The organism is Mesorhizobium sp. L2C066B000, assembly GCF_000502335.1.
Lineage (GTDB): Bacteria > Pseudomonadota > Alphaproteobacteria > Rhizobiales > Rhizobiaceae > Mesorhizobium.
In genome coordinates this window covers 11,891-31,836 of record NZ_AYWZ01000001.1, presented here as the reverse complement: position 1 = coordinate 31,836, position 19,946 = coordinate 11,891, and the positions used below count along the sequence as shown (strand labels likewise).

23 protein-coding genes and 1 pseudogene are annotated in these 19,946 nt (G+C 63.3%); 13 read left to right on the top strand and 11 right to left on the bottom strand.

Annotated features, from left to right (window positions below; genetic code table 11):
- Positions 1–96 precede the first annotated feature (96 nt).
- Together X733_RS165495 and X733_RS165500 are read left to right on the top strand one after the other, a co-directional pair.
- Positions 97–711, top strand: coding sequence for a LysE family translocator (locus X733_RS165495; protein ID WP_023669737.1), 615 nt, complete (start codon positions 97–99; stop codon positions 709–711).
- 148 nt (positions 712–859) lie between these two features.
- Positions 860–1,132, top strand: coding sequence for a hypothetical protein (locus X733_RS165500; RefSeq protein WP_245261353.1), 273 nt, complete (start codon positions 860–862; stop codon positions 1,130–1,132).
- A gap of 209 nt (positions 1,133–1,341) precedes the next feature.
- On the opposite strand, the gene X733_RS165505 is transcribed toward X733_RS165500, so the two are convergent.
- Positions 1,342–2,283: a nucleoside hydrolase gene (locus tag X733_RS165505; protein WP_023817170.1), complete on the bottom strand. Its 942-nt coding sequence runs from the start codon at positions 2,281–2,283 to the stop codon at positions 1,342–1,344.
- Between the two features lie 144 nt (positions 2,284–2,427).
- Between X733_RS165505 and X733_RS165510 the strand changes: the two genes are divergently transcribed.
- Together X733_RS165510 and X733_RS165515 are read left to right on the top strand one after the other, a co-directional pair.
- On the top strand, positions 2,428–2,853 hold the full coding sequence (locus X733_RS165510) for an Hsp20 family protein (RefSeq protein WP_023817169.1): 426 nt from the start codon (positions 2,428–2,430) through the stop codon (positions 2,851–2,853).
- 64 nt (positions 2,854–2,917) lie between these two features.
- On the top strand, positions 2,918–3,175 hold the full coding sequence (locus tag X733_RS165515; RefSeq protein WP_023817168.1) for a DUF1150 family protein: 258 nt from the start codon (positions 2,918–2,920) through the stop codon (positions 3,173–3,175).
- Positions 3,176–3,246: 71 nt separating this feature from the next.
- Here the strand turns inward: X733_RS165515 and ptsN are convergent, their stop codons facing one another.
- From ptsN to lptC, 6 genes are all read right to left on the bottom strand, one after another.
- A complete protein-coding gene (gene ptsN / locus X733_RS165520; protein ID WP_023669743.1) occupies positions 3,247–3,711 on the bottom strand; it encodes a PTS IIA-like nitrogen regulatory protein PtsN in 465 nt (154 codons plus the stop codon).
- Between the two features lie 108 nt (positions 3,712–3,819).
- Complete coding sequence (raiA, locus tag X733_RS165525) at positions 3,820–4,404, bottom strand: ribosome-associated translation inhibitor RaiA (protein ID WP_023751408.1); 585 nt, start codon at positions 4,402–4,404, stop codon at positions 3,820–3,822.
- Positions 4,405–4,801: 397 nt separating this feature from the next.
- Positions 4,802–6,328 (bottom strand): RNA polymerase factor sigma-54, encoded by a 1,527-nt coding sequence (gene rpoN / locus X733_RS165530; RefSeq protein WP_023683070.1) that lies wholly within the window; start codon positions 6,326–6,328, stop codon positions 4,802–4,804.
- A 212-nt stretch (positions 6,329–6,540) separates the two neighbouring features.
- A complete protein-coding gene (lptB, locus tag X733_RS165535; RefSeq protein WP_023669746.1) occupies positions 6,541–7,359 on the bottom strand; it encodes an LPS export ABC transporter ATP-binding protein in 819 nt (272 codons plus the stop codon).
- Positions 7,356–7,940 (bottom strand): LptA/OstA family protein, encoded by a 585-nt coding sequence (locus tag X733_RS165540; RefSeq protein ID WP_023683069.1) that lies wholly within the window; start codon positions 7,938–7,940, stop codon positions 7,356–7,358. The genes lptB and X733_RS165540 overlap by 4 nt, the downstream gene beginning before the upstream one ends.
- Positions 7,927–8,640, bottom strand: coding sequence for an LPS export ABC transporter periplasmic protein LptC (gene lptC / locus X733_RS165545; protein WP_023669748.1), 714 nt, complete (start codon positions 8,638–8,640; stop codon positions 7,927–7,929). Before lptC ends, X733_RS165540 begins: the two co-directional genes overlap by 14 nt.
- Positions 8,641–8,935: 295 nt before the next feature.
- Here lptC and sppA point away from each other — a divergent pair, with 295 nt between their 5' ends.
- The 4 genes from sppA (at position 8,936) to X733_RS165565 (ending at position 11,651) form a co-directional block, all read left to right on the top strand.
- Entirely contained in the window at positions 8,936–9,892 is a 957-nt protein-coding gene (gene sppA / locus X733_RS165550) for a signal peptide peptidase SppA (RefSeq protein WP_023817167.1), read from the top strand.
- Between the two features lie 80 nt (positions 9,893–9,972).
- Positions 9,973–10,257, top strand: a complete 285-nt coding sequence (locus X733_RS165555; RefSeq protein WP_006200394.1) for an integration host factor subunit beta — start codon at positions 9,973–9,975, stop codon at positions 10,255–10,257.
- Positions 10,258–10,309: 52 nt separating this feature from the next.
- Positions 10,310–10,654, top strand: a complete 345-nt coding sequence (locus X733_RS165560) for a lipopolysaccharide assembly protein LapA domain-containing protein (RefSeq protein WP_023698203.1) — start codon at positions 10,310–10,312, stop codon at positions 10,652–10,654.
- A gap of 31 nt (positions 10,655–10,685) precedes the next feature.
- Positions 10,686–11,651, top strand: coding sequence for an ornithine cyclodeaminase family protein (locus tag X733_RS165565; RefSeq protein WP_023751410.1), 966 nt, complete (start codon positions 10,686–10,688; stop codon positions 11,649–11,651).
- On the opposite strand, the gene X733_RS165570 is transcribed toward X733_RS165565, so the two are convergent.
- From X733_RS165570 to X733_RS165580, 4 genes and pseudogenes are all read right to left on the bottom strand, one after another.
- On the bottom strand, positions 11,641–12,063 hold the full coding sequence (locus X733_RS165570) for a VOC family protein (protein WP_023817166.1): 423 nt from the start codon (positions 12,061–12,063) through the stop codon (positions 11,641–11,643). The two genes, X733_RS165565 and X733_RS165570, sit on opposite strands and share 11 nt — an antisense overlap.
- A gap of 120 nt (positions 12,064–12,183) precedes the next feature.
- Positions 12,184–12,615: an EVE domain-containing protein gene (locus X733_RS165575; protein ID WP_023714121.1), complete on the bottom strand. Its 432-nt coding sequence runs from the start codon at positions 12,613–12,615 to the stop codon at positions 12,184–12,186.
- Positions 12,612–13,022: pseudogene (locus X733_RS01000000165670) on the bottom strand (VOC family protein). Before X733_RS01000000165670 ends, X733_RS165575 begins: the two are co-directional and overlap by 4 nt.
- A 91-nt stretch (positions 13,023–13,113) precedes the next feature.
- Entirely contained in the window at positions 13,114–13,812 is a 699-nt protein-coding gene (locus tag X733_RS165580; protein WP_023683063.1) for a YafY family protein, read from the bottom strand.
- A 127-nt stretch (positions 13,813–13,939) separates the two neighbouring features.
- On the opposite strand from X733_RS165580, the gene X733_RS165585 reads away from it, so the two are divergent.
- From X733_RS165585 to X733_RS165605, 5 genes are all read left to right on the top strand, one after another.
- The gene (locus X733_RS165585; RefSeq protein ID WP_023817165.1) at positions 13,940–15,022 is read left to right on the top strand and encodes a class I SAM-dependent rRNA methyltransferase; all 1,083 of its coding nucleotides are present in this window, start codon (positions 13,940–13,942) and stop codon (positions 15,020–15,022) included.
- A gap of 34 nt (positions 15,023–15,056) precedes the next feature.
- The gene (locus tag X733_RS165590) at positions 15,057–15,914 is read left to right on the top strand and encodes an RNA methyltransferase (RefSeq protein ID WP_023817164.1); all 858 of its coding nucleotides are present in this window, start codon (positions 15,057–15,059) and stop codon (positions 15,912–15,914) included.
- Positions 15,911–16,399, top strand: a complete 489-nt coding sequence (gene lspA / locus X733_RS165595) for a signal peptidase II (protein ID WP_023817163.1) — start codon at positions 15,911–15,913, stop codon at positions 16,397–16,399. Before X733_RS165590 ends, lspA begins: the two co-directional genes overlap by 4 nt.
- 105 nt (positions 16,400–16,504) lie before the next feature.
- Positions 16,505–17,494: an MDR family oxidoreductase gene (locus X733_RS165600; RefSeq protein ID WP_023669761.1), complete on the top strand. Its 990-nt coding sequence runs from the start codon at positions 16,505–16,507 to the stop codon at positions 17,492–17,494.
- Between the two features lie 101 nt (positions 17,495–17,595).
- Positions 17,596–19,884, top strand: a complete 2,289-nt coding sequence (locus tag X733_RS165605; protein ID WP_023817162.1) for a response regulator — start codon at positions 17,596–17,598, stop codon at positions 19,882–19,884.
- Positions 19,885–19,946: the final 62 nt, after the last annotated feature.

Below are 19,946 nucleotides of genomic sequence, written 5' to 3'. Positions count from 1 at the left end.
CGAGGGGCGGCACGGTCTGCGACCGGCTTGCACCAACCCCCGCCGCCATGCATTGATTGCAGCCAGCCGCCTAAGCGCATCCTCGAGGAAATCCCCATGTCGCTGGAACTCTACGCTGCCTATGTCCTTGCCTGCATCGTCATCATCCTGGTGCCCGGTCCGACTGTCACGCTGATCATCGCCAACAGCATCCGCCATGGCTACCGCGCCGGCCTTGCCAATGTCGCCGGCACGCAGGCTGGGCTCGCCGTGATGATCGCCATTGTCGGCATCGGCCTCAACACGCTGATATCGGGCATGGGCCACTGGTTCGAATGGGTACGCCTGATCGGCGCCGCCTATCTGATCTGGATGGGGGTGCAGATGTTCCGTTCCAAGGGCGCGCTGAATGCCGACGGCACCGCGAGAAAGCCGCGCGGCGGCTTCTTCCTGCAGGGCCTGCTCGTGGCGCTGAGCAACCCCAAGACCCTGGTGTTCTTCGGCGCCTTCTTCCCGCAATTCATCGCCCCGCAGGGCAATTACACCCTGCAGATCGTCGTCATGGGCCTCACCGCCATGATCTTCGCCGCCGTCTCGGATTCCACCTATGCTCTCGCCGCCAGCCGCGCCGGCCGCCTGCTCTCGGCAAGCCGCATTAAGCTGATGTCCAGGATCAGCGGCAGCTTTCTGGTCGGCGGCGGCCTGTGGCTAGCTTTTTCGAAGGCGAAGTAACAACCGTGGACGGTCGTTTCCAACGGCAGAATGAGCCCGTACGTGAAGGCTGATTGAAAGTCAGTCTCCACGCCACCACATGACTTTGTGCTGGGGATTCTTTCAAATGTCATGGACTTATAGGGATTTGAAAAGGAACGCGCCCGGCGTGGTCCTGATCGTCGCCATGTTCGCGATGATGGTTCCTTCGGCGCTCTACAAATGGACGAATGACGCGAGCCCTATCCGGTCAGTCGAGCCAATCCACGCAACGGTCAAAAGCGCCCAATCGGACCACGACCACACCCTTTATCTGGTTTCGCTCGAAAGCGGTTCGTCCATTCTTGTCGATGACGACCGGCCGCATCTGATCGGCGCGACGGCAAACATGGAGCGCGTCACGCGCGAGAATGGAATGGTCTTCTATCGATTTGCAAAGTGAACGGCGGCGGCGCCTTCCTTCTCCCCCTGTGGGAGAAGGTGGATCGGCGCGATAGCGCCGAGACGGATGAGGGGTGTTCCAGCGGAGTGAGACGTGGGCGTTCCCTGGAACACCCCACATCCGTCGCCTTCGGCGACGCCGCCCGGGGGCGAGCCACTTGTCTCGCCCCGTCCCTTCGGAACCCACAATGGGAGAAAGGAAAGACAGAGCTAAAGCCGCGCCAACCTCTCAACCAGCAGCGCGAAAAACGCGTCATGGTCGATGTCGCGCATCACCATGGCGTTCTTCGGCCGCTTGGTCACGCCCCACCAGTCGATCACGGTCATGCCCATGGTGAGTTCGGAGGTGGTTTCCACGGTGACGTTGCAGTTGCGGCCCTTGAACAGCTCCGGCTTCAACAGATAGGCGATGACGCACGGGTCGTGCAGCGGGCCGCCATCGGTGCCGTATTTCTCCTCGTCGAAGCGTTCGAAGAATTCCAGCATCTCGGCCGTCGCGGTGCCGACCTTGGTGCCGAGCTGGCGGATGGCCTGCGTGCGCTTGGCCGTGGTCAGCGCCTTGTGGGTGACGTCGAGCGGCATCATGACGATCGGAATGCCGGATTTGAACACCAGGTCGGCCGCTTGCGGATCGACATAGATGTTGAACTCGGCGGTCGGCGTGACATTGCCGCCTTCGAAGAAGCCGCCGCCCATCAGCACGATCTCCTTGATGCGCGGTGCAATCTTCGGCTCGCGGATCAGCGCCAGCGCGACATTGGTGAGCGGGCCGAGCGCGCACAGCGTGATCGTGCCGGCCTCTTCCTTCATCAGCGTCTCGACAAGGAAATCGACGGCATACTGGCCCTGCAGCTTCATCTTCGGATCGGGCAGTTGCGGGCCGTTGAGGCCGGTCTTGCCATGCACTTCCTCGGCGGTGACCAGCTCGCGCGCCAACGGGCGGATGGCGCCTGCATAGACCTTGATGTCGGGCCGGCCGGCCAGTTCGCAGATTTTCCTGGCGTTCTTTTCGGTCAATTTCAGCGGCACGTTGCCGGCAACAGCAGAGATGCCGACGATCTCCAGCTCGGCGCTGCCGAGCGCCAGCAATATGGCGACGGCATCGTCCTGGCCGGGATCCGTGTCGATGATGATCTTGCGGGTCTGGGGCATTTCATTTCCTTATGCGGGGGAGTCTTTTTGGCGGGGGTGTTCGGCGGCTTGAACTTGGCCGCGGCGCGGACCATATCAAGACCATCGGGAAAAATGCCATCCGGGTTTTTCCAGTTTATGTCGCTCCAAAGAGGACAGTGTAACATGAGCCGAATGACGCCCTTCTCCAGCCCGCTTCTCCTTGGTTTCGATGCCATGGAAAAGACCCTGGAACGACTGGCGAAATCCGGTGACAGTTATCCTCCCTACAACGTCGAGCGCCTCAGCGGTGCTGACGGCAAGGCCGAAAGGCTGCGCATTACGCTGGCTGTCGCGGGTTTCGCCGAAAGCGATCTCGATGTCACCACGGAGGAAAACCAGTTGGTCGTGCGCGGCCGTCAAACCGACGACACTGAGCGCGAATTCCTCCACCGCGGCATCGCCGCGCGCCAGTTCCAGCGCTGTTTCGTGCTGGCAGACGGCATGCGGGTGATCGCAGCGGAACTGAAGAACGGCCTTTTGTCGATCGATCTCGATCGGCCGGATACCGAACGGCTGGTACGGAAAATAAATATATCGGTGAAAGACTGATCTTTACCGATGGCTCTCATGCGGGATGGCCTTGAGCGGCGTCCTCGCGCCAAGGAGGCTTGAAATGACCAGAACTGACGAAACCATCACCATGACCAGCGGCGAATTCGCCCATCTCGGCGAAGGCTCGGTCGCTTATCTCCGCAAGGTCTCGAGCGACGATCTGCTCGGGCGCTTCCCCAACCTCGGCGAAATAGCGCCTGGTATGGTCCTGTGGGCCCTGTTTGCCGCCAACGGCCAGCCGATCCTGCTTTCGGATGCGAAAGACCGGGCTTTGGCCGGCGCCATGGAAAACGACCTGACCACTGTCGCCATTCACTAAGGCGACTGCTGGCGGTTGAAATGGAGAGGGCCGCCTTCGGCGGCCCCTGGAAGACTTAAATCCGAAGAACTTCAGGCGGCGTGCGAGGCCTGCGTGTCCGAAAGCAGTGCGTGGATGGCGACCGCGTCGCGCGTGCCTCTGATCTTGGCCACCGTGTCGGCGTCGCGCAAAACCCTGGCGATGCGCGACAGTGCCTTGAGGTGATCGGCGCCGGCGCCTTCCGGGGCCAGCAGCAAAAACACCAGATCGACCGGCTGGTCATCCAAGGCCTCGAAATCGACCGGCGTCTCCAGCCGGGCAAAGACGCCGGCGATGCGCTTCACCCCGGCGAGCTTGCCGTGCGGAATGGCGATGCCGTTGCCGACGCCGGTGGAGCCCAGCCGTTCGCGCTGCAGGATGGTGTCGAACACTTCGCGCTCCGGAATGCCGGAAATCGCCGCCGCTCTCTCGGACAGCAACTGCAGAAGCTGCTTTTTGGAGTTCGCCTTCAACGCCGGCAAGATCGCCGGAACGTTGAGAAGATCGCTCAGATCCATATTTGAAATCCCTTATTCGCCTGCCGTCGCCAGTCCTCGCCCCTCGCGCGGCTGGCTATTATCCCTGTGCGACCATTGTCGTCACCTGTGCGACCATTGTCGTTGTCGTCAGGCCTGTGCGACTTTGGTCGTCGACGGGTCGATCCAGCCGATATTTCCGTCCGGCCGCCGATAGACGATGTTGAGGTGGTCGTTTCCGGCGTTGCGGAAGACGAAAACCGGGCTGTCCTTGGTGTCGAGTTCGATGACCGCCGACGCGACCGACATGGTCTGCAGCGTCATGGTTGATTCGGCGACGATGGCCGGGGCGTAGTCCTCCGGAATGTCCTCATCGTCATCAGTCAGCGGCGCCATCACCGTATAGGCGATGTCGGTGATTTCGCCATTTCCATTGCCTGAATTGTGCGATTTCAGACGGCGTTTGTAGCGCCGCAGCCTGGTTTCGAGGCGGTCCGCGGCCGCCTCGAAGGCAAGTGTCGGATCCTGGGAATCGCCGGTTGCCTGCAGCGAAGCGCCGGAATCCAGCCTGATCATGCAATCGGCCGAGTAACGCGACCCCGATTTGATGACCGTGACGTGCCCTGAAAAACCGCGATCGAAATATTTTCCAATCGCCTCGCCGACACGATCGGTAATGCGCGTACGCAACGCATCGCCGATATCCATGTGTTTACCCGATATGCGCAATTTCATCTGAAAACTGACCTTCCTTGCTCAGGCTTCAAACTGGCCAGAGTTTATACTCGTGATCCGTGCGCACAAGCTTTGCGGCGTCAACTCGCGCCGATTTTAGATCCGAACTTTCCGGTTGATCACAATCCGCCTTCTTGGCCGTCCCGTGGCCTTCATCGTGACGGACCATCCGCATGCGGGCCGCGAGCCCGTCTCATGCGGGCGGGCTTCTAGACACTTCATTGCAGCTTGTCAATTAATGCATGTCGCCCAGAAGTGCGCTGCGGTTCTGGGACAACGACATGCATCAAAACAAAGGCTTAAAGCGCGTCGTATGAATCCGTTTCAGCGCAATGCGCTTTAAGGTCGGAAAGTTGTGGAATCCAGCCATAGCAAAAGCCTTGCCAGGCAAGCAGACCTAGCGCCCCGCGCTCGCCAGAGCGCGCTTTTCACGCCGCCGCTGCACCGACGAGGGAATATTCATACCCTCCCGGTACTTGGCCACCGTGCGCCGGGCAATATCGACGCCGCTTTCCTTCAACATGTCGACGATTGCGTCATCGGACAGCACATCGGCGGGCTTTTCCTCGTCGATCAGCTGCTTGATGCGGTCGCGCACCGCTTCCGAGGAATGCGCATCACCGCCGCCCGACGCCGCGATCGAAGCCGTGAAGAAATAACGCAGCTCGAACACGCCACGCGGCGTCAGCATGTATTTGTTGGCCGTCACCCGGCTGACGGTCGATTCATGCATGCCGATGGCATCGGCCACCGTGCGCAGGTTGAGCGGCCTGAGCTGGCGCACGCCATGGACGAGAAAAGCGTCCTGCTGGCGCACGATTTCCGACGCCACTTTCAGGATCGTCTTTGCCCGCTGGTCGAGACTGCGCGTCAGCCAGTTGGCATTCTGCAGGCATTCGGCCAGGAAATCCTTCTCCGCCTGATTCTTCGCATGCGGCGAGACCTGGGCGAAATAGATGTGATCGACAAGCACGCGCGGCAGCGTCTCGGCATTGAGCTCGACCGTCCAGCTGCCGTCATTGGCGGCGCGGACTTCGACATCGGCGACGATGGCGTCGCTGGCGCCGCCCGAAAACGCCATGCCCGGGCGCGGGTCGAGCGCGCGGATTTCGGCCAGCATGTCGAGGAGATCCTCCTCGTCGACCCCGCAAAGCCGCTTCAGCGTCTGGAAATCGCGCCGCGCCAGGAGTTCTAGGTTGCCGATCAGCGTCTTCATCGCCGGATCGAGACGATCGCGCATGGCAAGCTGCAGCGACAGGCATTCGGCAAGGTCGCGCGCAAACAGGCCGACCGGCTCGAATGTGTGGCAGGCTGCCAGCACATTGGCCACCATCGCCTGATCGGCGCCGAGCCGTTTGGCGATCTCGGCGGGATCGGCGCGCAGATAGCCGGCCTCGTCCAGGCCGTCGGCCAGTTCGGCTGCGATCAGCCTTGCGGCCGGATCGGCAAAGGCAAGCGCGATCTGCTCGCCGACATGCTGGCGCAGCGTGATCGCCGCGGCGGCCATGTCGCCGACGTCGAAGCCTTCGGAAGAACCGGACGAACTATTGCCGGTGGCCGACTTCCACTGCGCCGTCAGGTCCGGACCGAGCCGCTCGCTGGTGCCGGGATCGTCGGGGAACAGATTTTCCAGCGAGCTGTCGAGCTTGTCGGAGATCGCTTCGGCGCTCCACGCCGTCTCGTTTTCGAACCAGTCGCCATCGGCGGCAGGCTCAGGAGCGGCATCGCCCTTCTGCACCTGGTCGCTTGCGGCGTCATCCTGGGGCTCGGCGCGCTCCAGCAGCGGATTGCGCTCGATCTCGTCGTCGATGAAGTGGTCGAGCTCGACATGGGTGAGCTGCAACAGCCTGATCGACTGCATCAGCTGCGGCGTCATCACCAGCGACTGGGATTGTCGTAGCTGTAGTTTCGCCGCCAACGCCATGGTTCGGTTTCAAACGCCCTTCTGCACCCGGAAGCCTACACATCAGAAGCTGCCGAAAATGAATTTTTCGACCTTCCATAGAAACTGGCCCGGCTTTTGCTTGTCAAGGCGAACGATGGCAAAAGGCCCCTACCGAAGCATTATCTCACACAAAATCGGAGAAAAAAGCCCGGCGGGGCGGCAAAAATCACGTCAGGAAACAAATTTCACGCTCAGAGCGTGAAACCTTCGCCGAGGTAGAGCCGGCGCACATCGGGGTTCGCCACCACCTCGTCGGCACGGCCATGCGTCAGCACCTGGCCGGCATGGATGATGTAGGCGCGGTCGATGAGGCCGAGCGTTTCGCGCACATTGTGGTCGGTAATCAGCACGCCGATGCCGCGCGCCGTCAGATGACGAACCAGCTGCTGGATGTCGGCGACGGCAATCGGGTCGATGCCGGCGAACGGCTCGTCGAGCAGCATGTAGGCCGGGCGCGTCGCCAAAGCGCGGGCGATCTCAAGACGCCGCCGCTCGCCACCCGACAGCGACATGGACGGCGACTTGCGCAGATGGCTGATGTGAAATTCCTCGAGCAGTTCGTCGAGATTGCGCTCACGCACCTTGCGGTCCTTCTCAACCACTTCGAGCACGGCGCGGATGTTCTGCTCGACATTCAGGCCGCGGAAGATCGAGGCTTCCTGCGGCAAATAGCCGATGCCGAGGCGGGCGCGGCGGTACATCGGCATCGAGGTGACGTCGAAACCGTCGATCTCGATCGTGCCCTCATCGACCGGCACCAAGCCGGTGACCATGTAGAAACAGGTGGTCTTGCCGGCGCCGTTCGGCCCGAGCAGCCCGACAGCCTCGCCGGCGCGCACGCCGATGGTGACACCGCTGACCACCTTGCGGCCCTTGTAGCTCTTGGTCAGACCCTTGGCGATCAGGGTGCCCTTGAACTTCGAGGAATCAACGGTGACTGTGGCCGGTGCTGCAAGTTTACTGGCCGCCCGTCCGGGAAGGCGAGTCAGCAGCGAAGACACGCCAGTCATTCGGGCTTCGGGGCCTCGGATTTCGGTGGCGGCGTCATCGACATGATGACGCGCCCGCCGCAGCCATCGACCTGAGCAAGGCCGCTTTTCATCTGCACGGTGAGCTTGCAGCCCTTGAGGACGTTGGGTCCTTGGGACAAGACGACCTCCTTGCCCGACAGAACTAGCACCTGCGTCTTCATGTCGAACGTGGCGTTGTCGCCGGTGGCGATCTGGTCATTCGACTTGATGTAGACTTTGTTCTTGACCACCAGATGGTCGATATTGGCCGAACCGGTCATCGCCGAAGCGCCGGCGGCAGCACCTTTGGCGGCGTTGGGGTCCTTGACGTAGTAGACCTCCATGCTGCCGGCCTTGAGCAGCGTTGGCCCTTGCGTGACGGTGACGTTGCCGCTGAACAGCGCCATGCTGTCGGCCTGGCGGACCTCAAGTTTGTCGCTCTCGATCTGGATCGGCTGGTCGCCCGACAGTTTGAGCCCGGACTGGCTGCTGGCGCTGGACTGAGCCCAGGACGGCGCCATACCCAGCAACAGCAAGGCCGAAGCTGCGGCGACAAGCCGTGCCGAATTACTGGGACGCATTCGTTTCTCCGCTCTTTGCCTCTGCCGCCTTCATAGTGGCCGGATCGATGTGAACGCTTACCTTGTTCTCGAAAACGATGACCTTGCCATTGTCTTCGACCGACATTGAACCCGCGGTGATCCGCGAGCCGTTACGGCTGACATCGACCGCATCACCTGTCTTCATAGAGCCTTTGCCCATATCGAGGAAGACCGATTTGAAGATGGCAGCGACGCCGTCGGTGGTGGTGACGGTAACGTCGCTGGTCATGTCCATCGTGTTGGCGTTTCTGTTGTAGATCCCGCGCTTGGCGTCGACGGTCGCCACATTGTCGGCCGTCAGCGGCAATTTGGCATGGATGCCTTCGAGTTCGATGATGTCCTGCTTGCCGACATCCTGGATGGCGCGCAAGGCCGTCAGCGAATAGGGCAGCTTGTCCTTGGTGAAGCCGTTGAGCTTCGGATTGGCCATCACCAGCTTGCCATCCGCGAAAGCGGTGCCGTCTGCCTGTATCGAAATGTTGATCGGCGCCGCCAGATAGGAATAGACCGGAAACGCAACCGCGATCCCGGCGGCAAGCACCGGCACGGCAAACTTAAGCACGCGCACGCGGCGCGAGTGGCGCTGGGCGCGGTCGAAGGCGTCGCCGCGCGTGCCCGCTGGCGCCGTGGGCGCCAAGGCCGCATCGGCATTGGTCGGTTCGTTCGATCGCGCAAGCATGACTGACTTCTAATAAACCCTTGTCCGCCAAAACACCTGCTATAGGTGGGTTGCCGGCCCCCGCAAGCAAGCACAAGCGGAGGAAAACCGCAAAAATGTGACGGCCGCTGTTTTACAGACGGAACTCAGGCGACACAATTTCGTCACTTCATAGCAGAAACGAACGCGCCGCGTCATTTTTTCCTGAAATGCCTCCGTCGTGAAGGTCGCTTCGTCGCAGGCCCTTGAGGAAGAGGTAGCCGGGCGCGGACGCTTGCTTTAAAAGCATCGCTTCCCACCGACTGTGAGGCAGACCATGGCACTGAGAGCCGACGACCTGATCGACCGCCGCCGCTTGCGGCGCAAGCTGACCTTCTGGCGCGGCGCCGCCATTGCCGTCGTGGCCCTTGGGGTGATTGCGCTTGCAAGCTGGTTCTATGGCGGCGACCTCGGCGGTTCTTCCGTCGACCACATCGCCAAGGTCAGGATCGAAGGCACAATCACCGAGGACGAGGAACTGATCAAGCGGCTGGAAACCATCCGCACATCCTCGCAGGTCAAGGGCGTCATCCTGGCGATCGATTCGCCCGGCGGCACCACGGTCGGCGGCGAATCGATCTACGAGGAGGTGCGCAAGCTTGCCGCCGACAAGCCGGTGGTGGCCGAGGTCGGCACGCTGGCCGCATCGGCCGGCTACATGATCGCCAGTGCCAGCGACCATATCGTTGCCCGCAAGACGTCGATCGTCGGCTCGATCGGTGTGCTCATCCAGTATCCCGATGTCAGCGGTCTGATGGACAAGGTCGGCATCAAGCTCGAGGAAGTGAAATCCTCGCCGCTGAAGGCATCGCCCTCGCCCTTCAAGCCGACCAATGAAGACGAGCGAGCCATGGTCCGCAAGCTCATCCTCGACAGCTATGACTGGTTCGTCGGCATCGTCGCCGAGCGCCGCAAAATGACCCGCGATCAGGCACTGGCCCTTGCCGACGGCTCGATCTTCACCGGCCGCCAGGGCCTTGCCAACGGTCTGATCGACGCTGTCGGCGGCGAGAGCGTGGCGATCGACTGGCTGGCGACCAAGGGTGTCGACGCCAAGCTCAATGTGGTGGAATGGAAGGACACCGAGCGGCGTGGCGGCTTCCTGTTCTCGAAAGCAATAGCGCGCAGCGTCGGCAGCGCGCTCGGCCTGTCGGAGGCCGGCAGCGACGTGCTTCACGAAATTGGCGCGGATCGCTTGTTTCTTGACGGTCTCGTTTCCGTCTGGCACCCTTGATCTGCCGGTTGGGGCGAGTAAAAAAGCAAATAAAATCATCCTGATAATTTGACCGCAGCGCTTTCACGGGGACCTTTCTGATGATCAAATCCGAGCTTGTGCAGATCATTGCCACGCGCAACCCGCATCTTTTCCTGCGCGACGTCGAAAACATCGTGGGAGCGATCTTCGACGAGATCACCGATGCCCTGGCGGAAGGCAATCGGGTCGAGTTGCGTGGCTTCGGCGCTTTTTCGGTGAAGAATCGCCCTGCCCGCACCGGCCGCAACCCGCGCACCGGCGAATCCGTCGAGGTCGAGGAGAAGTGGGTGCCGTTCTTCAAGACCGGAAAGGAATTGCGTGAAAGGCTGAATGGCGGCAAGTAGGCGCGGACCACGCGCCGGCGTTATCAAGGCCTGCCTTCTCCAGGGAATCTCTATGTTGAACCGCTTCATACTTATCGTGGTCTTCGTGCCGCTCGCCGTCATCCTGATTGCGCTGGCCGTCGCCAACCGCGAGCTGGTCGCCTTCACGCTCGACCCGTTCAACCCCGGCAATCCGAAACTGACGCTGACCTTGCCGCTGTTCATCTTCCTGTTCGTGGCGCTCGCCATCGGCATGGTCGTCGGCAGCCTGGCGACCTGGGTCAAGCAGGGCCGCTACCGCAAGCTGGCGCGCCAGCGCGGGGTCGAGGCCGAGAATTTGCGCCAGGCGGTCAGCCGGGTACCCGCCGCACCGCAAGGCTCGGGCCAGGGTCCGGCGCTGCCGAAGCCAACGGCCTGAAGACGAAGCTTTTGTCTTCGCGGAGTTTTGCATGCTGACCATTTCGGCCGACGCTGTCGACCAGGCGCTGACCTTTCCCGGGCTGGTCGAGACATTGCGCGCGGCCTTCCGCGAGGGTGCTGTGCAACCCGTCCGCCATCATCACGGAGTCGAACGGCCCGACGGTGCCACTTCCACGCTGCTGTTGATGCCGGCGTGGACCGACTTCCATGCGGCCGGCACGTCGGTCGGCGGTCATATCGGCGTCAAGATCGTCACCGTATCGCCCGACAACAACGCCATCGGCAAACCGGCGGTGATGGGGCTCTATCTCCTGCTCAACGGCGCCACCGGTGAGCCCGAAGCGCTGATCGACGGCCAACGGCTGACACAGTGGCGCACCGCTTGCGCCTCGGCGCTGGCCGTCTCCTATCTCGCCCGCGAGGACGCATCGCGGCTTCTGGTGGTCGGCGCCGGCGCGCTGTCGCCGTTCCTCGCCAAGGCGCACTCCGCGGTGCGGCCGATCAAGACCATCCGCATCTGGAACCGCACGCCCGCCAATGCCGAAAAGGTCGCGGCTGATTTGCGCGCGGACGGTTTCAACGCCGAGGCCGCAAGCGATCTCGACGCCGAACTCGCCGAGGCCGACATCGTCTCATCGGCGACGATCACGACGACGCCGCTGGTCAAGGGTGCGCTGCTCAAGCCGGGCGCGCATGTCGATCTGGTCGGCGGCTTCACGCCGACCATGCGCGAGAGCGACGACGACGCGATCGCGCGCGCCCGCGTCTATGTCGACACCCGCGCCGGCGCCACCAAGGAAGCCGGCGACATCGTCCAGCCGCTCGCCTCCGGCGTGCTGAAGCCGGAAGCCATCGTCGCCGATCTGCATGAGCTGGCGCGCGGGGAAAAACAGGGCCGGCAGAGCCCCACTGAGGTCACGCTGTTCAAGTCGGTCGGCGCCGCGCTTGAGGACCTTGCCGCCGGCATTGCCGTCTACAACGCGCTCAAGCAGTAGCGTCTGCGCCGGTTCTGCGATCGAACTTCCTGATCGCTTCCGCGCTGACCGGGGTGAAGAAGTTCACCAGATTGCCATCGGGATCGCGCAGCAGCAGCGACCGGTTACCCCATGGCATCGTCGTCGGCGTCTGTACGAAATCGCCGATAATTTTCGCCAGCCTGCTGTACTCAGCATCAACATCGGCGACGCGAAACTCGACGATCGCTGAGCGATTGGCGGCCGGCTGCGCCACATCAGTTCCGAACAGGGCCAGCGTGCGGGTGCTGCCGATCGCCAGTGTGCAGGACGGCGTTGCCAGTTCGGCGAAATCGTCTGTGAACCAGGTTGCGGTAAGCCCGGTGATCGTGTCGTAGAATGCCACCAAGGGCTTGATCTGATCGGTAATGATGCGGATCGAGACGAAGTCCATCTTATTCTCCTGGGGCAAGCGCGACGCTATCTGAAGACAATCGCTTGTCGCACAAGGCTGCTGACAACTTGGTGTCAGCAGCCTTGTCACGGTGCCTTGCCGATCCGGCGGCTGGATGCTTCAGCCTGCCTTCATGGCAGCGCCCATCGCCTCGGCGATCAGCGCGAAATCATGCGCCGTAATTTCGAACAGGCCAAAGCGCAGTTGATAACCCCAGTTCGATTTGCCCGCGGTGAAGTCGAGCTGCTCGAGCAGCGGCTTGATCGGCGCCTCCTCGGCCTTGGCCCATTCGACATCCCTGCGGAACGGCGTGAAGCCACCGCCCATGTCGCCCTGATAAGGCTCGCCTTCGCGCACGGTGCCGATTGCCGTGAAGGCCTGCAGGCCGTCCTTCTCGCGCAGAATTGTGGTCGGCGAGTAGTAGATGATGCCGTCGCCGGGCTTGATGCGGCGCAAAGGTGCCGCCTTGCCGTGGTTGACCTGCATGAAGCCGGCCTCGCGGCCGCGCCGGACATGTTCGGCGGAAGCGACCGCGATCCAGTGCGCACTCATTTCTGTTCTCCATTGGCCTGTTCCCCATTGGCCTGTTCTCCGTCGTTCAGCCAGTAGACGCGCAGCCGGTGCTTGTCGGGATCGAGCGCAACGAAGGTGCGGCCGAAGTCCATGTCGGTCGGCGTCTGCAGAATGGTCAAGCCGCGTCCTGCCCAGTCCGTCTAGGCGGCGTCCACCGCATCAGGCCGGTCCAACGCGAAGACGAGCTCCGCACCGCCGCCCGCGGCCGCGGCCGACGGCTCCACCGTGTGGCGCGACCACAGGCCGAGCTTGAAGCCATTGTCGAGCACGAACAGCACGAAGGTCGGCGACGTCTCCACCGGCTGGCGTCCCAGCAGCGCACCGTAGAAGGCGCCGCTCCGCTCCGGGCTGTCGACATAAAGGATGACGAAATTGGGGGTGTTCATGTCTGCTCTCCAGGGTTTCGATTGGAGGAGCATAGGTGACCCCACTGTCAGATTCTGGCAGCAGCGTCTTGTGGGCGCGTGGAAAGGAGCATTAAGCGCCAGGCTGGCGCTTCGGTGCGTCCAGCGTCGCGCGCCATTCCTTCAGCAGCGCCTGCCGACGACGCGGATAGCGGATATACGTGGTGTTGAGCCCCGACATCCGGTCGGCGCGAAAATGTCTGAAATCCTGCCGCGTCTCGCACCAGGCCACCACCACCCGCACCTTGTCGAAAAAGCCGAGCGCGAATGGCCAGATCAAGCGCTCGGAGGCGGCGCCGCCGGCGTCGCGGTAAAGAAAGCCGAGTTTTCTCTCGTTGCGGATCGCCTGGCGCACCAGGCCAAGGTCGATGCTTTCGACAGCATCGCCGTGCGGCCCGACCAAAAGCGCGGTCGCATCGAGGTCCTCGCGCAGATCATCCGGCAGCACAGCGGCGATCTTGGCCAGCGCGTCGGTGGCGGCGGCCGACAGCCGCTTGTCCGGTTGTCTGGCAACCCAACGCGATCCCAGAACGATGGCCTCGATCTCCTCGTCGGTGAACATCAGCGGCGGCAGCATGAAGCCGGGTTTCAGCACATACCCCAGCCCAGCCTCGCCCTCGATCGGCGCGCCTTGCCCCTGCAGCGTGGCAATGTCGCGGTAGAGCGTTCGGATCGAAACGTCCATCTCGCCGGCAAGCGTGCGACCGCTCACCGGCCGGCGATGCCGGCGCAGGATCTGGATCAAGTCGAGCAGGCGTTCGGAACGGGACATGATTCCAGATTTGCCTGTTTCCTCAGCGAGGTCCACCACCTCAGACATACGCACGCTGGACCATTTTGTTTGCGCAGCCGGTGACCCTATGTCAAAAGCGGCCTGCCGCCTCCGGAGACGCTCCTGCTTGAAGTCCTTTCGCGACAAACGCCGCGACAACCGTCCGCCCGCAAAGGGCAGGACCGAACAGGCGCGGCCGCAGCCGGAGACCGTACCAGTCCGACCCGAAGCCAGACAGCCACGCCACGAAACAAAACCGGACGACCGGTCTGATCCGAAGCCCGCCCCCCGTATCCTGGCGCGTCGCGAAGGCATCCTGCCCACTGAGCGCCTGCCGGTGATCCTCGAAGTGGCGCCCAATCAGGATTATGCACTGCTCGACAGCGGCGCCGGCGAGAAGCTCGAACAATACGGCCCCTACCGCATCGTGCGGCCCGAGGGACAGGCGATCTGGCAAAAGGCCTTGCCCGCCAGGGACTGGGACCGCGCCGACGCCATCTTCACCGGCGACACCGACGAGGAAGGCATCGGCCGCTGGCGGTTCCCGAAGGTATCGCTGGGCGAGACCTGGCCGATGAAGCATGACGGCATCGACTATCTCGGCCGCTTCACCTCGTTTCGCCATGTCGGCGTCTTCCCCGAGCAGGCTTCGCACTGGGACCATATGGCCAGCCTGATCGCGGCGGCGAAACGCCCGGTCAAGGTGCTGAACCTGTTCGGCTATACCGGTCTCGCCTCACTGGTTGCGGCCCGCGCCGGTGCCGAAGTCACCCATGTCGATGCCTCCAAGAAGGCGGTCGGCTGGGCGCGCGAAAACCAGGAAATGGCCGGTCTCGGCAGCAAGCCGATCCGCTGGATCGTCGACGATGCAGTGAAATTCGCCGAGCGCGAAGAGCGCCGCGGCAGCCGCTACGACATCATCCTGTTCGACCCGCCCGCCTATGGCCGCGGCCCCAAGGGCGAGGTCTGGCAGTTGTTCGAGGACCTGCCCGGCCTGACCGATCTTTGCCGCGCGATCCTGACGCCGAAACCGCTCGCCGTGGTGCTGACCGCCTATTCCATCCGCGCCTCCTTCTTCGCCATCCATGCCTTGATGCGCGACACCTTTGCCGGCATGGGCGGCACGGTTGAATCAGGCGAACTGATCATCCGCGAGCAGTCCGCCGGGCGGGCGCTGTCGACATCGCTGTTTTCGCGCTGGGTGGCCTGAATGCCCCGGAGACCTGAATGCCCGGGAGTCCCGAATGAATGAGCGGCACGCCGGCGCGCCCGGGCAGGTCAAGGAAGTCACCAGCCTTGCCAATCCGCTGATCAAGGACATCAAGGCGCTCGCCCAGAAGAAATTCCGCGACCAGCAGAACGCCTTCATGGCCGAAGGGCTGAAGCTGGTCATCGACGCCCTCGACCTCGGCTGGTCGATCAGGACGCTGGTTTTCGCCAAGGCCGGACGCGGCAATGCGGCGGTCGAAAAGGTGGCGGCGCGCACGGTTGCCGCCGGCGGCACCGTGCTCGAAGTGTCCGAAAAAGTGCTGGTCGCCATCACCCGCCGTGACAATCCGCAAATGGTTGTCGGCGTCTTCCGGCAAAAACTGCTGCCGCTAAGAGACATCCGCGCTCACGACGGCGACGTCTGGGTGGCGCTCGACCGGGTGCGCGATCCCGGCAATCTCGGCACCGTCATCCGCACCGTCGATGCCGTCGGCGCCAAGGGCGTCATCCTGGTCGGCGAGACTACCGATCCTTTTTCTGTCGAGACCGTGCGCGCCACCATGGGCTCGATCTTCGCCGTGCCGGTGACCAAGGCGACGCCGGAAGCATTTCTGGCTTGGCGAAACAGCTTCTCGGGCCTGGTGGTCGGCACCCATCTGAAGGGTTCGGTCGACTACCGCTCGGTCGATTTCTCCCGAGGACCGGTGCTCTTGATGATGGGCAATGAGCAGCAGGGCCTGCCCGACAATCTGGCGGAAAGCTGCGACCGGCTGCTGCGGATTCCGCAGGCCGGCCGCGCCGATTCACTCAATTTGGCGGTCGCCACCGGAATCATGCTGTTCGAGATCCGGCGCGGCGCGCTGAAACTTGCCCCCGAGGACGCCACATCGTGAAATCATGGTCTCCCTATGCGCTGCTGGTGGTGGTGGCAATCGCGCTCGACCAGTGGATAAAGCATCTGATCGAGACCGGCCTCGTCTTCCAGGAAAAGCTCGACCTGGTGCCATTCCTGGCGCTGTTTCGCACCTACAATACCGGCATCGCCTTCTCGATGTTCTCGTCCTTCGGCGACACCGGCCTGGTCGTCATCGCGGTCGTGGTCGTTGCCTTCGTGCTTTATCTGGCGACGCGCACGCCCGCCGGCCATGTGCTGGCCCGCATCGGCTTTGCCCTGATCATCGGCGGCGCGATCGGCAATCTGATCGACCGCGCCGTCTACGGCCACGTCATCGACTATATATTGTTCCACACGCCGGTATGGTCCTTCGCCGTCTTCAACCTTGCCGATGCCTTCATTTCGGTCGGCGCGGCGCTGGTCGTCTTCGACGAGTTCATCGGCTGGCGGCGCGAGGCCAAGCCGCAAGGCCCAGAAGCCTGACGGCCCGACTCTTTTGACCAATTGACCTCGCCGGACGGTCGCCGCACAGTTCGGCCAGAGCCAGCCAATGCCGACCGCCAGCCTTTGCGAAGCCGAGGAGAAGAGATGCCTGAAACCTTCAAAGCCATCCTCGTTTCGCGCGACGCCGAAAAGAAGCAATCGGTCGAGATCGTCGATTTCAGCGAAGCCGATCTGATGGAAGGCGACGTAACTGTCGCGGTCGAGGCGACGACGGTCAACTACAAGGACGGGCTGGCCATCACTGGGAAAGCGCCAGTGATCCGCCGCTGGCCGCTGGTGCCGGGCATCGATTTCGCCGGAACCGTCCTCTCCTCATCGCATGCCGACTGGCGCAAGGGCGACAAGGTCATCCTCAATGGCTGGGGCGTCGGCGAGACGCATTTCGGCGCCTATGCCGGGCGCGCGCGCGTCAACGGCGACTGGCTGGTGCCGTTGCCCGACGGCATCAGCGCGCACGATGCGATGGCGGTCGGCACCGCCGGCTATACGGCCATGCTCAGCGTCATGGCGCTGGAGCGGCACGGCATCCTGCCGGATCGCGGCCCGGTGGTGGTGACGGGTGCAGCCGGCGGCGTTGGGTCGGTCGCGGTCTCGATCCTGTCCAGCCTTGGCTATCACGTCATCGCCTCGACCGGCCGCAACGCCGAAAGCTCCTATCTGATCGACCTCGGTGCCGCCGAAGTGATTTCGCGCGAGGAACTCTCCCAGCCGGCCAAGCCGCTGGCCAAGGAGCGCTGGGCCGGCGGCATCGATGCCGTCGGCAGCCACACGCTGGCCAATGTGCTGTCGATGACCGCCTATGGCGGCGCGGTCGCCGCCTGCGGCCTGGCGGGTGGCATGGATCTGCCGTCGAGCGTCGCCCCGTTCATCCTGCGCGGCGTCTCGCTGCTCGGCATCGATTCGGTGATGGCGCCCAAGGCCGTGCGCCTCGAAGCCTGGCGCCGCATCGGCAGCGATCTCGATCTGCAAAAGCTCGCCGGCCTGTCGACGACCATCGGCTTCGACGACATCATCGCCGCCGCCCACGACATCGTCGAGGGCAAGATCAGGGGGCGCATGGTCGTGGATATGTGAGGCCCCGAAGCCGCCAGAACGGGCGGCAAAAATGCATGACCGCTAAAATTCGAACGATCCGCCGCGCTTTTCCATAATCTCTATCTGGCAAGGAGTTCCGCATGATCGCGGAGTCCGCCAGGAAAGAGAAGAGCCGCGCCGAAAGCATCGACGGGCCGAACCCGGCGACGCCCAAGCGGCAGCATGTTGCCGCGCCGCCGCTGGCGCCGGATTTGCCGCGCCCCACGTCCGAGGGCCTGCCGTTCCTGACGGTGGTCGCCAGTGTCGTGCTGGCGGGCCTCTCCCACCTCACCGGTGCGCCGATCTTCATCACCCTCGGCCTGCTGGCGACAGGCGTTGCCGGCGTCGCCATGCACCTGCGCAACCGCCGCACCGTCCACCGCGCGACGGCCTTGCTCGACGAAACCGCCGCGCGCAGCCGCGCCGAGATCGAGACGCTGGCCGACCGCATGTGGGAGATGCAGGAGAGCGAGGAGCGTTTTCGCGGGCTGATCGATGCGCTCGGCGATCTCGTCGTCCACCGCGACCGCGACGGCCACATCGTCTATGCCAACATGGTTTTCGCCGGCCTCGTCGGAACCGATCAGCGCGACCTTGCCGGCAGGACTCTGGCCGACCTCGGCATCGATGTCGGTATCGTTCCCGACGCCGCCTTTTCGGATCACGAATGCCTGAGTTCCACCGACGTCTCCATCCGCACGCCGAACGGTCCGCGCTGGTTCTCGTGGATCGAACTGTCGGTGCGCGACAAGGATAGCGGCGCCGTCTCGCACCGGGCGATTGCCCGTGACATCACCGCCCGCAAGCGCGCCGAATCCTCGTTGATCACCGCGCGCGAGCGCGCCGAATATGCCAGCCAGGCCAAGTCGCGCTTCCTCGCCACCGTCAGCCATGAGATCCGCACGCCGATGAACGGCATCATGGGCATGGCCAAGCTACTGGCCGACACCAATCTGTCGCCCGAGCAGCGCACCTATGTCGGCGCCGTCTCGACCTCGGCCAGCGCGCTTTTGGCGCTCATCGAAGACCTGCTCGACTATTCCAAGATCGAGGCCGGCCGCTTCGACCCGGAACCGCAGCCGACATCGTTGCGTGAAATTGCCGACAACATCATCGAACTGATGGCGGCGAAAGCCTTCGCCAAGAACATCGGCCTCGGCTGTCATGTCGAGCCCGACGTGCCACAGATGATCATGGCCGATCCGGGAAGAGTCAGGCAGGTGCTGCTCAACCTGATCGGCAATGCGATCAAGTTCACCGACACCGGCGGCGTGCTGGTTTCGGTTGCACGGGCCCGCACCGAGACCAGCGACCGCATCTGCTTCACCGTCGCCGACACCGGCCCTGGCCTGCGCGAAGAGGATATGGAGCGCATCTTCGAGGAGTTCGAACAGTCCGACGGCACCTCGACCCGCACCCATGGCGGCGCCGGCCTCGGTCTGGCCATATCGAGGCGCCTGGTCGCCGCCATGGGCGGTGCCATTTCGGTGTCGAGCCGGCTTGGCGAGGGATCGGAATTCGTCTTCGAGATCCCGGCCGCAGGAGCAACCGAAGCACCGCAGAACCGGCAGAACATCCTCGCCGGCCGGCGCGCCGTGATCGTGTCGAAGAACGCCGTCGAGGCGGACGCCATCGCCCGCACCATCCGCGCCCATGGCGGCGCCGTCGACGTCGCCGCAACCGCTTCCCAGGCGACGCCCTTCGCCGAACATTGCGATGTGCTGTTGATCGACGCGGCCCTGGAGGACGGCGACGGCAGACTGCTCAAGCGCCTGCGCCAGAGTGGCTTTGCCGATTGCGAGGCGATCACGCTGATCGCGCCGACCGACCGCGGCATGCTTGGCGAATTCCGCACCAGCGGCTACGCCACCTTCTTGGCGAGGCCGGTGCGCGGCGAAACCCTGCTGCGCGTGCTGCTGACCAGTCATGCCCCTGCCTTGCCGCCGCCCAAGCCGGAAAAGACCGGCGCGTCCTCGCTTCGTGCCCATGGCGGGCGCCAGCAAGGTTTGTCGGTGCTGATCGCCGAAGACAACGACATCAACGCCATGCTTGCCCGCGCCACGCTTTTGAAGGCGGGACATCGCGTGAAAGTGGTCGGCAATGGCAAGGCCGCGGTCGAGGCGGTGACCGAAGCCGGGCTGAAAAATCGCTTCGATGTGGTGCTGATGGATTTGCACATGCCGGTCATGGACGGGCTGGACGCGATCGCCGCCATCCGCCGCCACGAGGAGGAAATGGCTGTGCCGCCGGTTCCGATCATGGTGCTTTCGGCCGACAGCCAGGAAAAGACCCGCCACACCGTGCTCGCCCATGGCGCCAGCGGCTTTGTCACCAAGCCGCTCGATCCCGACGCGCTGGTCCATGCCGTCGAGGGCCAGGTGGCCGCCTGAATTCATGTCGCTCGAAAATGGCCCCGGTTTTGAGAAGACGACATGCACAAAACAAAGACTTG

Bases quoted from the DNA above. Each gene is read 5' to 3' on its own strand.
- X733_RS165495 (WP_023669737.1), top strand. From the start codon at position 97: ATGTCGCTGGAACTCTACGCTGCCTATGTCCTTGCCTGCATCGTCATC.
- X733_RS165505 (WP_023817170.1), bottom strand. From the start codon at position 2,283: ATGCCCCAGACCCGCAAGATCATCATCGACACGGATCCCGGCCAGGAC.
- X733_RS165510 (WP_023817169.1), top strand. From the start codon at position 2,428: ATGAGCCGAATGACGCCCTTCTCCAGCCCGCTTCTCCTTGGTTTCGAT.
- X733_RS165515 (WP_023817168.1), top strand. From the start codon at position 2,918: ATGACCAGAACTGACGAAACCATCACCATGACCAGCGGCGAATTCGCC.
- ptsN (WP_023669743.1), bottom strand. From the start codon at position 3,711: ATGGATCTGAGCGATCTTCTCAACGTTCCGGCGATCTTGCCGGCGTTG.
- raiA (WP_023751408.1), bottom strand. From the start codon at position 4,404: ATGAAATTGCGCATATCGGGTAAACACATGGATATCGGCGATGCGTTG.
- rpoN (WP_023683070.1), bottom strand. From the start codon at position 6,328: ATGGCGTTGGCGGCGAAACTACAGCTACGACAATCCCAGTCGCTGGTG.
- lptB (WP_023669746.1), bottom strand. From the start codon at position 7,359: ATGACTGGCGTGTCTTCGCTGCTGACTCGCCTTCCCGGACGGGCGGCC.
- X733_RS165540 (WP_023683069.1), bottom strand. From the start codon at position 7,940: ATGCGTCCCAGTAATTCGGCACGGCTTGTCGCCGCAGCTTCGGCCTTG.
- lptC (WP_023669748.1), bottom strand. From the start codon at position 8,640: ATGCTTGCGCGATCGAACGAACCGACCAATGCCGATGCGGCCTTGGCG.
- sppA (WP_023817167.1), top strand. From the start codon at position 8,936: ATGGCACTGAGAGCCGACGACCTGATCGACCGCCGCCGCTTGCGGCGC.
- X733_RS165555 (WP_006200394.1), top strand. From the start codon at position 9,973: ATGATCAAATCCGAGCTTGTGCAGATCATTGCCACGCGCAACCCGCAT.
- X733_RS165560 (WP_023698203.1), top strand. From the start codon at position 10,310: ATGTTGAACCGCTTCATACTTATCGTGGTCTTCGTGCCGCTCGCCGTC.
- X733_RS165565 (WP_023751410.1), top strand. From the start codon at position 10,686: ATGCTGACCATTTCGGCCGACGCTGTCGACCAGGCGCTGACCTTTCCC.
- X733_RS165570 (WP_023817166.1), bottom strand. From the start codon at position 12,063: ATGGACTTCGTCTCGATCCGCATCATTACCGATCAGATCAAGCCCTTG.
- X733_RS165575 (WP_023714121.1), bottom strand. From the start codon at position 12,615: ATGAGTGCGCACTGGATCGCGGTCGCTTCCGCCGAACATGTCCGGCGC.
- X733_RS165580 (WP_023683063.1), bottom strand. From the start codon at position 13,812: ATGTCCCGTTCCGAACGCCTGCTCGACTTGATCCAGATCCTGCGCCGG.
- X733_RS165590 (WP_023817164.1), top strand. From the start codon at position 15,057: ATGAATGAGCGGCACGCCGGCGCGCCCGGGCAGGTCAAGGAAGTCACC.
- X733_RS165600 (WP_023669761.1), top strand. From the start codon at position 16,505: ATGCCTGAAACCTTCAAAGCCATCCTCGTTTCGCGCGACGCCGAAAAG.
- X733_RS165605 (WP_023817162.1), top strand. From the start codon at position 17,596: ATGATCGCGGAGTCCGCCAGGAAAGAGAAGAGCCGCGCCGAAAGCATC.